The sequence below is a fragment of the Paenibacillus maysiensis genome (assembly GCF_000520815.1).
Classification (GTDB): domain Bacteria; phylum Bacillota; class Bacilli; order Paenibacillales; family Paenibacillaceae; genus Paenibacillus; species Paenibacillus maysiensis.
This window is the reverse complement of the sequence record NZ_ASRY01000265.1, coordinates 12,131-25,189: the sequence shown is the minus strand read 5'-3', so window position 1 is coordinate 25,189 and position 13,059 is coordinate 12,131. Positions and strand designations below refer to the sequence as shown.

Annotated in this window: 10 protein-coding genes and 2 pseudogenes; 7 read left to right on the top strand and 5 right to left on the bottom strand. The window is 43.3% G+C overall.

The genetic code is table 11. The annotated features are described in order from the left end of the window. Positions 1–34 precede the first annotated feature (34 nt). Together L696_RS0117970 and L696_RS31530 are read left to right on the top strand one after the other, a co-directional pair. Entirely contained in the window at positions 35–298 is a 264-nt protein-coding gene (locus L696_RS0117970; RefSeq protein ID WP_025684868.1) for a hypothetical protein, read from the top strand. After that, positions 276–632, top strand: a complete 357-nt coding sequence (locus L696_RS31530) for a hypothetical protein (RefSeq protein ID WP_025684867.1) — start codon at positions 276–278, stop codon at positions 630–632. The genes L696_RS0117970 and L696_RS31530 overlap by 23 nt, the downstream gene beginning before the upstream one ends. Before the next feature lie 497 nt (positions 633–1,129). On the opposite strand, the pseudogene L696_RS32065 reads toward L696_RS31530, so the two are convergent. From L696_RS32065 to L696_RS32060, 3 genes and pseudogenes are all read right to left on the bottom strand, one after another. Next, positions 1,130–1,195 (bottom strand): annotated as a pseudogene (locus L696_RS32065) (hypothetical protein); the annotation flags it as partial. Further along, the gene (locus L696_RS0117960) at positions 1,174–1,773 is read right to left on the bottom strand and encodes a helix-turn-helix domain-containing protein (RefSeq protein ID WP_245233396.1); all 600 of its coding nucleotides are present in this window, start codon (positions 1,771–1,773) and stop codon (positions 1,174–1,176) included. The pseudogene L696_RS32065 and the gene L696_RS0117960, both read right to left, overlap by 22 nt. Next, positions 1,774–2,001: a hypothetical protein gene (locus tag L696_RS32060; RefSeq protein ID WP_245233395.1), complete on the bottom strand. Its 228-nt coding sequence runs from the start codon at positions 1,999–2,001 to the stop codon at positions 1,774–1,776. Here L696_RS32060 and L696_RS0117955 point away from each other — a divergent pair. Further along, complete coding sequence (locus L696_RS0117955) at positions 1,984–2,505, top strand: hypothetical protein (RefSeq protein WP_025684866.1); 522 nt, start codon at positions 1,984–1,986, stop codon at positions 2,503–2,505. The genes L696_RS32060 and L696_RS0117955 overlap by 18 nt on opposite strands. 266 nt (positions 2,506–2,771) lie before the next feature. On the opposite strand, the gene L696_RS0117950 is transcribed toward L696_RS0117955, so the two are convergent. Beyond that, on the bottom strand, positions 2,772–3,458 hold the full coding sequence (locus L696_RS0117950) for a TetR/AcrR family transcriptional regulator (protein ID WP_025684865.1): 687 nt from the start codon (positions 3,456–3,458) through the stop codon (positions 2,772–2,774). Positions 3,459–3,932: 474 nt separating this feature from the next. Here L696_RS0117950 and L696_RS0117945 point away from each other — a divergent pair. Both L696_RS0117945 and L696_RS0117935 read left to right on the top strand, forming a co-directional pair. Beyond that, a pseudogene (locus L696_RS0117945) lies at positions 3,933–4,676 on the top strand (SDR family NAD(P)-dependent oxidoreductase); the annotation flags it as partial. Positions 4,677–5,086: 410 nt separating this feature from the next. Continuing rightward, complete coding sequence (locus L696_RS0117935; RefSeq protein ID WP_025684862.1) at positions 5,087–6,373, top strand: glycosyl hydrolase 53 family protein; 1,287 nt, start codon at positions 5,087–5,089, stop codon at positions 6,371–6,373. A 185-nt stretch (positions 6,374–6,558) separates the two neighbouring features. Here the strand turns inward: L696_RS0117935 and L696_RS0117930 are convergent, their stop codons facing one another. After that, positions 6,559–7,716, bottom strand: a complete 1,158-nt coding sequence (locus L696_RS0117930) for a helix-turn-helix domain-containing protein (RefSeq protein ID WP_162472191.1) — start codon at positions 7,714–7,716, stop codon at positions 6,559–6,561. 272 nt (positions 7,717–7,988) lie between these two features. Here L696_RS0117930 and L696_RS0117925 point away from each other — a divergent pair, with 272 nt between their 5' ends. Next, complete coding sequence (locus L696_RS0117925; protein WP_025684860.1) at positions 7,989–10,259, top strand: glycoside hydrolase family 3 C-terminal domain-containing protein; 2,271 nt, start codon at positions 7,989–7,991, stop codon at positions 10,257–10,259. 32 nt (positions 10,260–10,291) lie between these two features. After that, positions 10,292–13,021, top strand: a complete 2,730-nt coding sequence (locus L696_RS0117920; RefSeq protein ID WP_025684859.1) for a glycoside hydrolase family 78 protein — start codon at positions 10,292–10,294, stop codon at positions 13,019–13,021. Positions 13,022–13,059 lie beyond the last annotated feature (38 nt).

The window sequence follows — 13,059 nt, the reverse complement described above, 5'->3', positions numbered from 1 at the left end:
TTTCGATACAAATAGAGAAAGGCGGAATGTCAAGATGACATCGAATTCCAGCAATCGCGATGAGCTCTGCGAGCTGGCCAGGCGAGCGGAGAAGATGCTTGAGAGCCGGGGAGAATTCTTCACCGACGGAGCCAAGCTGGCACTGGAGGATACGCTGCGCCAGGCGAAGTTGGCATTGGAAGACAGGGCCGAATTACCTTTTGAACGGAATCGGGAATTTATTGTTCCACGTTCGGAAGAAGCAATCCGGTTTGCTATACAAAGGTATACGTCGAGTGAATTCGGAAGGGGCATATGATGCAGATCTGGAAACGGTGTTTCTGAGTCCGCTTGAATCGATCACTCTGGAGCACGGGCGCTCCACCCGTTTTTATGATCGGGGCGACGAGAAGGCTGGCATGATGGATTACGTGCGTGCGGTTGCAGATGCCCGAGACGGATTCCTGACGGTGCTCTATCCCAAGGAAAAAGGCGCAAACAAGCTTGACATAATCCATGAGGCAGGTGGAAGCGTAAGCCTAGTGACAGATGGCTGTCACGTCCGTCTAAACGTACCCACTAAGTCTGAGAAAGAAGAGAGAACGATCAGCCATCCTTTACCATTATCCGTGCGTCTGAAAAAAATGTCGTAAATTCCATAATGTGCAGAAAGGTTGACAAGTCGGTGCATTGCAGTCGCTATTTTCAACTGTAGTAAAAAGAGCCTTGACCGAAACTGTGGTCCAAGGCTCTTTTTACTATGATATGATCCCACCTTTAGGGCACGGAAATTCCTGAATCCCTCTTTTCATCAGTAAACATTAACACACTTCAAGTTGCGCCCCTCAAAGAGATATGCCATGATTAGAGAAAGCTATTTCATTTCCAATCAAGGAGAATATAGATATGTTCATTTCCTTGACTTGGAATGACATGTTGAATTAAACCTTTGAAGCAATACACGTTTAATATAAAACAAAAAGATCAAGCATGGAATGTTACGATTGACAGGAATTCGCGGTGTATCTGCAATTTAAAAGTCACTGGTTGGGCAAATTTTCGATTGACTTCGCTTAAAAATAACAGGGGTCTAAAATTCAACGAAGCCGATCAAGACAATGTTTTTTCCTTGCAACTTCTTCAATGTCCGCTATGGTTTATAGAGATGATACATGAAGGAAGATGGGGACTCTCCTATAACCTTCTTAAAAACTCTACTGTAATAAAAAGGATTATGATAACCGAGGGAGCACTAATCTCAGAGATATTAAGCGTACTATTACGCATCCATTCAATGGCCTTGTTCATGCGCAGCCTAGTGTGGGTATCCACGATGGTCTGACCTGTCTGCTCTTTGAACGCAGCCGATAAATAGCTGTAATTAAGGTTCATATGGGAGGCGATTTTTTTTGAATCAAAATTTTCCTCGGTATGATGCGGTAAATAAATTATGACACGACCGGCAACCGTATCTGTCTTGCTAATTCGTCCGATTTTGCTCCGCTCGCTCATCGCCTGTTGCAGCTCGAGAAACAGTTGACACACACTCAAGCTGACATGAGTCAAACTGTATGATCCAGGCGTACGGTAATCAGCAACCAGTGCTTCTATTCTAGCTGCGAGACGAACATGCAGGCTAGAGGTTCTATTTTTCGGCAATGGAATACAGTAATTATAGTGTTCCGGACCATAGTACTCCAATTCGGGAATAGGCGAATGTTCCCTGTAGTTGTCACAAGCCTCGTCAGGGAGGTTAAAGTGAATCCGGTACCAGCTGGTACCGGGTTCTGTCATCTATAGTCCCCAGTGATGGCGGCCTTTTTTCAGAAACAAATGATGATTTTCTCCAATAATATATTCTACTCCATCTTCGATTACTTGCATGGAGCCCTTGGCAACGAATAGAAAAACATCATAACCCAATATCCGATCCGGATGCGTGTACAACTTATCAGTTTTATTCCATCCGATGTCCCGAACGAGTGGGAAAGGGTCTGCAGACAGATGAAGATCGTTATTCATGTTGTGTCCTCCAATAGACAAAAAAAGGAGGATGATTATGAAAAACACGATTTTCTCCGAATTACCGAACGGCAGCGTCCGGTTGCGGTTCCCGACCGTCAGGGGAGATTCCATATTATGGGATTATCACAGCTTTCAGAATGGGTCATGTCCTCGCTGGCTGCTGCCGACCCGGAGAAGGCAAAGGTCATGGAGCAGTTCTTGCACTTCTTTTACAGCAAGGAGGAATATCCGAAGTACCTGCAAGCGGTGAGCGGCGCTCCAGTCACCAAGGAGCCGATGCCACATCAGTCCTCTGAGCTGAAGCAAGAGGTGGAGCAACTGCTTCATGATCCGAAGATGATCAAACTTTATGGTATGGAGTATTATTGGGGACAGGACGGGATTCCCCTTGGCTTTTGCAATGCCTTCTATGAACTTGTGCAGGATGCGATCGCTGGCAATATATCCATAGATGAAGCGCTGATTCGTGCAGACCGGATATGGGATGAACACCGGAAATAAGATGAGTATAAGGAACAGGGATCTGCATTGAACATGCAGCATCCTTTTTCGTGTGGAAAACGAGATTCCAAAAAAATACGCAAATGAAGAAAGTGCCTTGCCAGCCTTTACTGGCGTTAGGTACTTTCTTCTCTACAAAATACGTAGTCCAGTACATAAACAACAAAAATAGTGTAGGATGTCCTGTTCAATATGTGCTTCACATCGGTCTCATAGTTTGAGAATCCGCGATAACCTAAAGCCAATCTAAAGCCCAAAGGCGATGTTTAAGCTCTTAATTGGTCCAGGAATAATTTCTTCAGGATCTTGAACTGTTCTGCCTCTTCTACCTGTGTATGAAATGCGGCAATGCCATTCAGCATAGCCATTTTCTTGGAAAAATTCCCAAAAACGTTCATCATGGTAATGATGGTATCGGCAGTCATATGGTCCGTCCTTACAGAGCCGTCTTGCTCTCCAAGTAGAGCAAGCTCACTGAAAAGCGCGATCAGTTTGTTGTATTGTGCCTGGTAGATTTCTATATCTTCCAGAGGTTCTTTTGACATCGCAACGTAACATTCAAATGCTTCAATAAGTTTAGAGTTTCGTTGATGCTCTGTATTCTGAAAAAAGATGAGTGCACCAAAGATTCTGTCCAGCTTGTCGTAACAGTTGCCTTTACCCCTGACAATTTCTGATAACACCTCAAACTCGGATTGGACAATCCTGGAAGCAACGGACACGATCAATTGCTCCTTTTTAGGGAAATAGCGGAAGATGGTAGCTACACCCAAACCCGCTTCCTTGGCGATCTCCTGCATCGTGGCTTGTTCAAACCCTTTATTGGTAAAAACGATCTGGGCTGCTTCAATAATATTTATGCGCCGCTTTATTCTCAGATTGCTGCGCTCATGTTCAAGTCTTTGACTAGGTTGAATGAGGAAGACCTCCTTACAGGATTCAGCTTCAATCATGCTAGCAAAGGTGCCTGTTGCTTGTCAATGAACAGGTCCGTATTAAACATAGCGAAGCATATGGATTAACTTTTACTTGGTTCACGAAGTAAAGTTGCATCCTCACTCTCAAAAATGATAGTATTACTATCATGATGATATATATAATATCATTTTTTAGAAGTATATTAACTTTACTGGAGGATGAGCCCAATGGCCTACAATGAAAATATTAAAATTGGTGATCTATTAAACCATGAAGAAGCGTTCGCTGTACTGCAAAAACATTTACCTCAATTTGTAAGTGAACCAACATTTAAGATGGCCTCCAATTTCACTTTGGATCAGCTGGTCGCCCTTCCTCAAGTGAACATTCCCCTTTCTACACTAGAAGCAATTAAGAATGATTTGGCTCCAATTGGGTTTGTAGCAGAAAAGACTCCACAAACCCACGCTGCTCCTTCTTCCAGAAAAAACGATGCTTCGCTTGAGGGTAAAGTTATCATCGTCACAGGTGCAGGAAGCGGAATTGGCCGAGCAAGCGCAGTGCTGATGTCAGCAAGAAGAGCCAAGCTAGTGCTGGTTGACTTCAATGCTGTTACAGGAGAAGAAACGCTGGAGCTTGTTCGTAAAAATGGTGGGGAGGCCGTTTTTGTTCAAGCTGATGTATCTCGAGGTGAGGATGTTCAGAATTATATACAGAAAGCAATTGAAACTTATGGAAAAATTGATGTGGCATTTAACAATGCTGGTATTTTGCAAAAATTCCAACCCTTTCATGAGATCTCGGAAGAAGAATTTTCGCGGGTGATTGATGTTAACCTGAAAGGGATCTTCTTCGGAATGAAATATGCCCTTCAAGTGATGGAGAAACAAGGCTACGGTCATATCATTAATACCGCATCTACGACCGCAATTCGTGCCGAGCACAGTTTAGCTGCCTACACTGCAAGCAAGCACGGAGTTGCAGGTTTAACAAAAGCGGCTGCAATTGAGTATGTGAGAAAAGGAATTCGCATTAATGCCATCTGTCCTGGGGGAGTGGCTACAACCTTAACAGCGGCTGTTCCTCAATCACTGCAAGAAAGCGGTTATGTACCAGAAGAATTCCCAAATATGCGGATCGGACGTTATGCAGAGCCAGAAGAGCTGGCTGAACTGGTTGCTTTCATGGCCTCGGATGGTTCGAGTTATATGACGGGGTCTATCATTGTGGCCGACGGCGGTCTTACGCTCTGATTCGAGATTGCAACAAAAGAAAATAGATGTCGCATGGTTTCACACTTGAGTGAATTTATGTCGGTTATAAGGTTTCAGCAGAGGCACATCGCAGCAAACGATGTGCCTCTGCTTTTTTTTATGTTTTTGACAGTCAACATCTATTTTTTTGACATGGTGAAAGTTGAATAAATGAGTTAAAAATAATAATGTAAGCGCTAACAAACCATTGGTATACATTGGTAGCAAGGTGGAAATTAAAGAACAGAACTTTTAGTAAGAAAAACTGGAAGGGGGAAGCATTAAAAAAATACAATAATTTAGTATTCACCTCGTTAATGTTCATTTCATGGTATCGGTCATTGGTCACATACATTATTTTATTTTTCCTTTCAGTATTGAGCCTTTTCATTAATTAGGAGGGATATGACATGAAAAAAATGTTGATTTTCACTTTGGTGACCGTGTTATTAATAATGGGATTTGACTCCACAATATATGCTCAGCCTGCTAAATCAAAGTCACAAGAGATAGAAAGTAATAATTTTAGAATGGCGCTTTCTCTTGGTCAAGGCGTATCGGATACCTTGAAGCAAGGCTATAAATTCAAGTATGGGAACAACATTGCTAGAACTCCTAAAGAGCTGCAGCGATTATATAGGCGGATAGGTTCTAATGAAATGTTTGTTCGTATTAATACCAAGAGATATAACGATGGAGACGTTTCAAATGATCCAGAGCACGCTGAGCTGCTGTCTTTGGAATCTGGACTTAAGGTTTGTAAAATTGCAAAAGAACTGGGTCTAAAAGTGAATCCAGAAATAATGGTAGCTTACACTTATATGGATTCATTTTCCCAGCAGGCACCTAACTTCAAAGACTATCCTGAAATTACTCAACCCAACAAGCCCTGGAGTGAATATAACCTAGAAGAAATGAAAGATGTGTTGTATCAATACGGAGAGTTAGTGGCTAAAGAAGTAGTAAAGTCAGGGTGTGAGGTTGAATTCTGGAACATAGGTAATGAGGCCAACTTTGGTTTTGGTGGTGTGAGTGTGGGTCTTAAGACAGCTGTAAACCCTATATTAGAAAATAAAACACTACAGGATATGTATACATCACCCTCTTTTGGTGCTCAGTGGTTAAAAGAAAATGTCTGGAATTATAACGGGGAAATGATGGCTGCACTAGCCAATGGAATTAAGAAAGTAGACCCGGATGCGAAATTTTCCACACACATTACAACAGCTATGGCCGACACAAATTTTATGACCTCTTACTTTAAAACGTTAGCAGAAAACGGATACAACGTAGATCAAGTTGGTATTAGTTTTTACCCCACTTCAATGAGTCACTTTACAGATCCAGTGAATTACACAAAAAATATGATCACTGAAACTTACAATGAATTGAAGCTTCCAATTTTTGTGGCTGAATATGCATATCCTTCCGAAGCAATAACTAGCGGTCCTTTTGCTGATTGGGATACTCCTATACCTGGATATGAGATTTCTGAAAAAGATCAGGCACGTTTCACTATAGATTTTATTAAGTGGGGTAGAGAAAATGGCGTTAGTGGGATACGTCCGTGGGCTCCAGATTTAAGTATTATTAATCATTGGGCACCTATGTCTTTATTCAAAATGGACTCAGATGGATCAACATTATCCGCAAAGCCAATTTTATATGAATTAAAAAAGTATTTAAAAAATAGCTAAAAAATAAATTTTTCATTTCAAAAAGGCATCAAATAAACCGGAAAAAGTGATCGTACTTTTGCTGACCCAGGCGACGGCGGGTATTCAGCGAATAACAGCACACGACTTGCGCCAAACAAAGAACTCATTTGAGATAATGGGTTCTTTGTTTGGGGTTATGATACACTTTAGACTTCTTATTGTTTCTAACTTGTTTCCAGTGTATGTGGGTTTTCACGATATTTTCTTGGCGTCACACCAGTCATTTTTTTGAATATTTTCGTGAAATAGCTTTGATCTGTGAAACTGAGCAATGCGCCGATTTCCGTGATCGGCTTATCCGTGAAGGCTAGCAAATTTTTGGCTTCATCGATCCGGGCTTGTTGAATATATTCGTTTACAGAAACGCCAACTTCTTTTTTAAACAAAACGGAAAGATAACCTGGGCTTAATTTAACGTAATTTGCAATTTGTTCATGGTTGATTTTACCGTATAGGTGGTTGTGGATAAAATTTTGGCACGTGGTAATCGTCTTTGAATATCGACGTTCCTTTGCTTGCCGAACCTTTTGCGTAAACGTTAACAGGGCTTCCACAAGAAATTGGTCAATCTCCTCCGATTTATTCATTTCCTCGAGCCGCTGGATGAAAAGGTCGCTGAGGCTAAACGCCTGTTCGGACAAAACGCCCCCTTCGATGGAGGAACGGGTAGCCAGTGTAATGGAGGTGATTGCAAGATTTTTTTTTGATCGGATAAAGCTGGATTTGGATAGTACCCCGACCTTGTCGCCAAAATCATTGCCGAAGTTTTTCAAATCCTCAATACGACCTTCTCTAATAATATTGAATAGCTTTTTCTCCAGTAACGGGTCATGATGAAAATCACTGGTTTGGCGCGTTTTGGCTGTTTCGGCTTCCATATTAAACTTTAAATCAGAGCTCAAAGACGTATTTATTTCATTAATGATCTCTCTCGGCGAAATCATTTTTTGCGTAACCATGTGAAAAACTAGGGTGCAAATCTCCAACAGTGTATCACGTGGAATTACAGGGACGGTATGGTAATAGTTTAGAATCTGCTCTCGTTGAGCGCCCAGATGTAGATCGTTGATTATTCCCAAAATTTTCGAGTCTGCAAGCGCAGATGAAATAGAAGGTCCGAGCAATATTGTGCCTTGAAAGTGGCCTCCTTGATTTAAACTAATCAGAATGTAGTTTTCCAGATAGAAGCTTTTCTGAAGGATGGGGAACTCACAAGGCTTCGCGGGATCAAAGTTTAATACCTCAAATAAGTTTTTTCTCTTGTTTTGGTAGAAAGGGTTCAAGCTACGATTCGGGGTATATTCCCATAAAATATCACCCATTGGATTCACAAAAAAAGTTGATAATCGGAAGATCAAGGATAGTCGTTTGCTGATAAAGGAAAGAGAACCCTGGGAAAAATCCATTTGCCAATCCCCTTTCTACAAAATTCGAACTGGAATCAATTTTAAAACTAAATTTTATATTGTAAGCGCTTTATTTAATTCGATAATTAAAATACCATATACAAAATTAAAATACCATAATGTTTTCAAGAAACCCCTTACAATTTAACTTGCTTATACTATGCAAGTGAAGGGAGTCGTAAGAAGCAATGCATAACAAAATTGATGAATTGATACGCGAGCTGACGCTAGAGGAGAAAGCAAGCTTATGCTCAGGTAAAGATTTTTGGAATACACAGGATATCAAGCGATTAGGTATACCCTCTATTATGATGACGGATGGGCCACATGGAGTCAGAAAGCAGGAAGGGAATTTTGACCATCTCGGTTTAAACAAAAGCGTTCCCTCTACCTGTTTCCCTACAGCCGCCGGCGTGGCTTGCTCATGGAATGAGGATCTAATTGCAGAAATGGGAGCGGCGATTGGCGAGGAATGCCAGGCAGAAGAAGTATCCATTTTGCTTGGACCTGGGGCAAATATCAAACGTTCTCCTTTGTGTGGAAGAAATTTTGAATACTTTTCGGAGGACCCATATTTGTCGGGAAAAATGGCTTCAAGCTTCATCAAGGGGGTTCAGAGCCAAGGTGTTGGTACATCGCTGAAGCATTTTGCCGCCAACAATCAGGAATCCCGGAGAATGTCTATTAATGCGATTGTAGATGAAAGAACTTTAAGGGAGATTTATTTGGCCAGCTTCGAGGAAGCTGTCATAGAGGCGGAACCTTGGACAGTTATGTCTGCCTATAACAGATTGAACGGCGAATTTTGCGCCCAAAACAAAACCTTGTTGACTGATATCTTGAAGGAAGAATGGGGATTTGAGGGAGCAGTTATCTCCGACTGGGGGGGAGCGATTGAAAGAGACGCAGATCTAGAAGCTGGCCTGGAGATCGAAATGCCTTCCAGTGGGGGACGTGGAGTCGCCAAAATCATTGAAGCAGTGAAGTCAGGCTGGCTCCCGGAAGAGATGCTTGATCAGGCGGTAAGACGCATACTCAAATTGGTATTCAAAGCAGCGGAGAACAAGAAAGCCGGAGTCGTCTATGATCCAGAGAAACACCATGAGCTGGCTAGGAAGATAGCAAAAGAATCCATGGTGCTCCTGAAAAATGAAGATCACATGCTTCCGCTTAAACCAGGAACAATTTTGGCGGTGATTGGGGGCTTTGCGAAGCAGGCAAGATATCAAGGGGCGGGCAGTTCTTTTATTCAAACAACCAAGCTGGATGTCATCTATGATGAACTGAAAAAGCTGGCGGGAAATGACGCCAACCTGCTTTATGCTGACGGATATGCTATGAACCATGATGAAATCGATGAGGCAATGATCCACGAAGCAGTGGAACAGGCCAAACAAGCTGAAATAGCTGTAATTTTTGCAGGGCTTCCGGCGAGACACGAATCCGAAGGCTTTGATCGGAAGCATCTCAAGCTGCCGGCAAATCATCAAGCCGTGATCGAAGCTGTGTCTAAAGTGCAGGCGAATACCATTGTAGTGTTAAGCAATGGATCTCCAGTTGAGATGCCGTGGCTAAACCAGGTGAAAGCGGTATTGGAAGGGTATCTCGGTGGTCAGGCAACTGGAGGAGCTGTTGCCGATTTGCTGTTTGGTGTCGTCAGTCCTAGCGGTAAACTAGCAGAGACCTTCCCGCAGAAGCTAGCACATAATCCTTCCTATTTGAATTTCCCTGGAGATGAACATGAAGTTCATTATAAAGAAGGAATTTTCGTCGGTTACAGGCATTATGATACAAGGGATGTGAAACCTTTGTTCCCGTTTGGATATGGACTTAGCTATACTACTTTTGAGTACAGTCAATTGCAAGTTGACCAAAGGCACATTAAGGATCATGAGATGCTAAGCGTAAGTGTATCGGTGAAAAATACAGGTCCCGCAGCTGGAAAAGAAATCGTCCAGCTTTATGTAAGAGATACGGAGAGTACGGTCATTCGACCAGAGAAGGAGCTTAAGGGCTTTAGAAAGCTGTTTCTTCTTCCGGGAGAGACGCAAACGGTTACCTTCCAGTTGAATAAAAGATCGTTTGCTTATTATAACGTCCAATTAAAGGATTGGCATGTAGAGACAGGCACCTTTGAAATTCTGATAGGCAAATCCTCCAGAGAGATTGTGCTTCGAGAAAGTATAGAGGTGGAATCAACTGTTCCACTCCCAAAAATTATCACGAGAGATTCAACGTTTGGCGATTTGATGGAGCATCCTGCCGGGGCAGAGGTTGTTAAATCCATGCTGGCTGCATCAGCTCCTTCAGAGGAGGGGGATGGCACCAAAATGCTGGGTATGAATGTGAATGAGGTGATGAAAGCTACACATCTTCGCACCGCCGTAGCGATGAGTAACGGAGTCTTTACGGAAGAGGCACTAGAAAGTATTTTGCAGGCAGTTAACGGCGCAAACTGATGTAAATCCAAACGAAAAGGAGTACTGCATTAATGAAGATTGTTGATTTGCGGACGGAATATCGTGAAAATCCGGTTGGCCTGGATGTAAGGAAGCCGCGTTTTTCCTGGAAGCTGGTCTCTGAGGAACAAAATGTCCGACAAAAGGTCTATCGGATTCAAGTTACCACGGATGGGAATAGCATTTGGGATACAGGTAAGCTGGAAAGCGATACATCAATCCATGTAAAATATGCCGGGCCGGACCTTGCTACTTCCACCAGATATGGAGTTCAGGTAGAGGTATGGGATAACAAAGAGAACCATGCGACTGTGCAAGGAAGCTTTGAGACAGGATTATTGAACGGAACGAATTTTAAGGCAGAATGGATTACCCATCGTTTTCCCGCGGAAGAAACCGCTTGTCCTGTCTTCTTAAAAGAGTTTTCTGTGAGCAAAACCGTACGCACTGCGCGTATTTACGCAACGGCCCTTGGTGTCTACGAAATTAGGCTGAACGGGGTAAAGGTGGGCGACACGTATTTTGCGCCTGGTTGGACCAATTATAGAAAAAGACTGCAGTATCAAACTTATGACACTGACGGGATGCTGCATGAACAAAATTGTTTGGAAATCATCGTGGGAAACGGTTGGTATAAAGGCATCTTTGGTTTTACTTGTACGCCTAATCATTATGGAGACCGTGTAGCCGCATTGGCGGAATTGCATATCACTTATACGGATGGGACCTCTGAAATCATCTCAACGGATACAAGCTGGAAGGTAGCGACGGGGAGTATTCGTAGCAGCGAAATTTATATGGGTGAAACCATTGATTCCTGTTATCCAAAGCAGGAGCCGGAGCAGGTGGACTCCTTTTCATTTGACAACAACCGCATCATCGCCCAGGAGAGTGAGCCGGTTCGGATCACCGAAAGACTTGCCGCCAAAACGCTGATTACGACACCAGCAGGAGAGCAAGTGCTGGACTTTGAGCAAATCCTAACCGGGTTTGTGCAAATAAAGGTAAAAGGGAAGGTTGGGCAAAAAATTACGATCAGGCATGCAGAGGTGTTGGATAAGGAAGGGAACTTTTACCCGGACACGCTTCGTCAAGCTATTTCGGTCGATCATTTTATTTGCAACGGTGAGGAACAAGTCTTCATGCCGCACTTTACTTTCCACGGATTCCGGTATATCTGTGTGGAAGGGCTGGAAGATATTCGTCTGGAAAACTTCACAGCATGCGTGCTTCATACAAATATGGCTATGACGGGAAGCTTCACTACATCCAACGCTTTGGTAAACCAGCTTCAAAGCAATATTCAATGGAGCCAAAGAGGTAATTTTCTTGATATTCCAACTGATTGTCCGCAAAGAGATGAACGGCTGGGCTGGACGGGCGATGCTCAGGTTTTTGCCCGAACCGCCGCTTACAACATGGATGTTGCACTATTTTTCAGCAAATGGCTGCATGACCTTGCTTCAGAGCAAACGCCGGAATATGGGGTTCCTCATGTCGTTCCGAATATTTTAGGGGATCAGGATGGAGCGGCTGCCTGGAGTGACGCGGCAGTTATTATCCCTTGGGTACTTTATGAAACCTATGGTGACGTTCGAGTCCTGAAGGAGCAATACGAGAGCATGAAGGGGTGGGTCGATTATATTACTTTACGCTGCGGACGCAACGGATTATGGCAGTCGGGTTATCAATATGGCGACTGGCTTGCGCTAGATAAGGAGGAAAGCGCCGATCGGACAGGGGCAACAGATCAGTATCTGATAGCCAATGCGTATTATGCATATTCCACCCGTCTTTTATGCCAAGCAGCAGAGGTTCTGGGCAAGAAGGAAGACGCTCAGACTTACGATCAACTTTATAACCATATTAAGAAGACTTTCAACCGGGAATATATTACGGCGACTGGCAGAATGGTCAGTGAAACACAGACAGCTTGCGTTCTGGCTTTATATTTTGATTTGGCGGATGAGCAATACCGCGAGCGTATTCTGGAAGCGCTTAAAACCAACATCGCCAATCACAAAAATCATTTGTCCACCGGTTTCGTAGGAACTCCTTATTTGTGCCATGCCTTGACGGAAAATCAACTTCATGATCTGGCAGGCATACTGCTTCTAAAAGAAGATTATCCATCCTGGTTATATGCCGTAAAGAAAGGGGCCACCACCATTTGGGAGCGTTGGAACTCCATTTTGCCTAATGGCGAATTTGATGTCTCAGGCATGAACTCCTTAAACCATTACGCTTACGGTTCAATAGGGGAATGGTTGTACCGCAGGCTGGCGGGCATCAATCCACTGGAGCCGGGATACAAAAAGATTCTGATCAAGCCACAATTTATTGCAGGAATTACTGCTGTTGAAGCAGAGCTTCATTCCGTTTACGGACGGATTGTGAGCAAATGGTCCTGTCAAAATAATATGATTCGTATTGAAGTGGAGATACCGGCCAATACCACTGCTATTTTGGAGCTTCCTGAGCGGGAGCAGCCAATTGAAGTGGGCTCCGGAAGCTATACCTACGAATATGAGACCGAGACTTCTCTGGAGCAAGATCGCTTCTCTACGGATTCCACGTTGGGTGAGATTATGGATGAGCCGGTCGCATTGGAAATGCTAAATCAATATGCACCGGAAATGCTGAATCATCCGATGATTCAGTTTGCCCGACAGCTTTCGGTTAGCGAGGTGTTAGGTAAAGCACCTGAAGAAATGAAGAATTTATTCATTACGGTTATTCAGACTCTTAACCGGAGTTGCTAGATTCGGTTGGAAGGAGCGGGTGGCATTTCCCCGCTCCT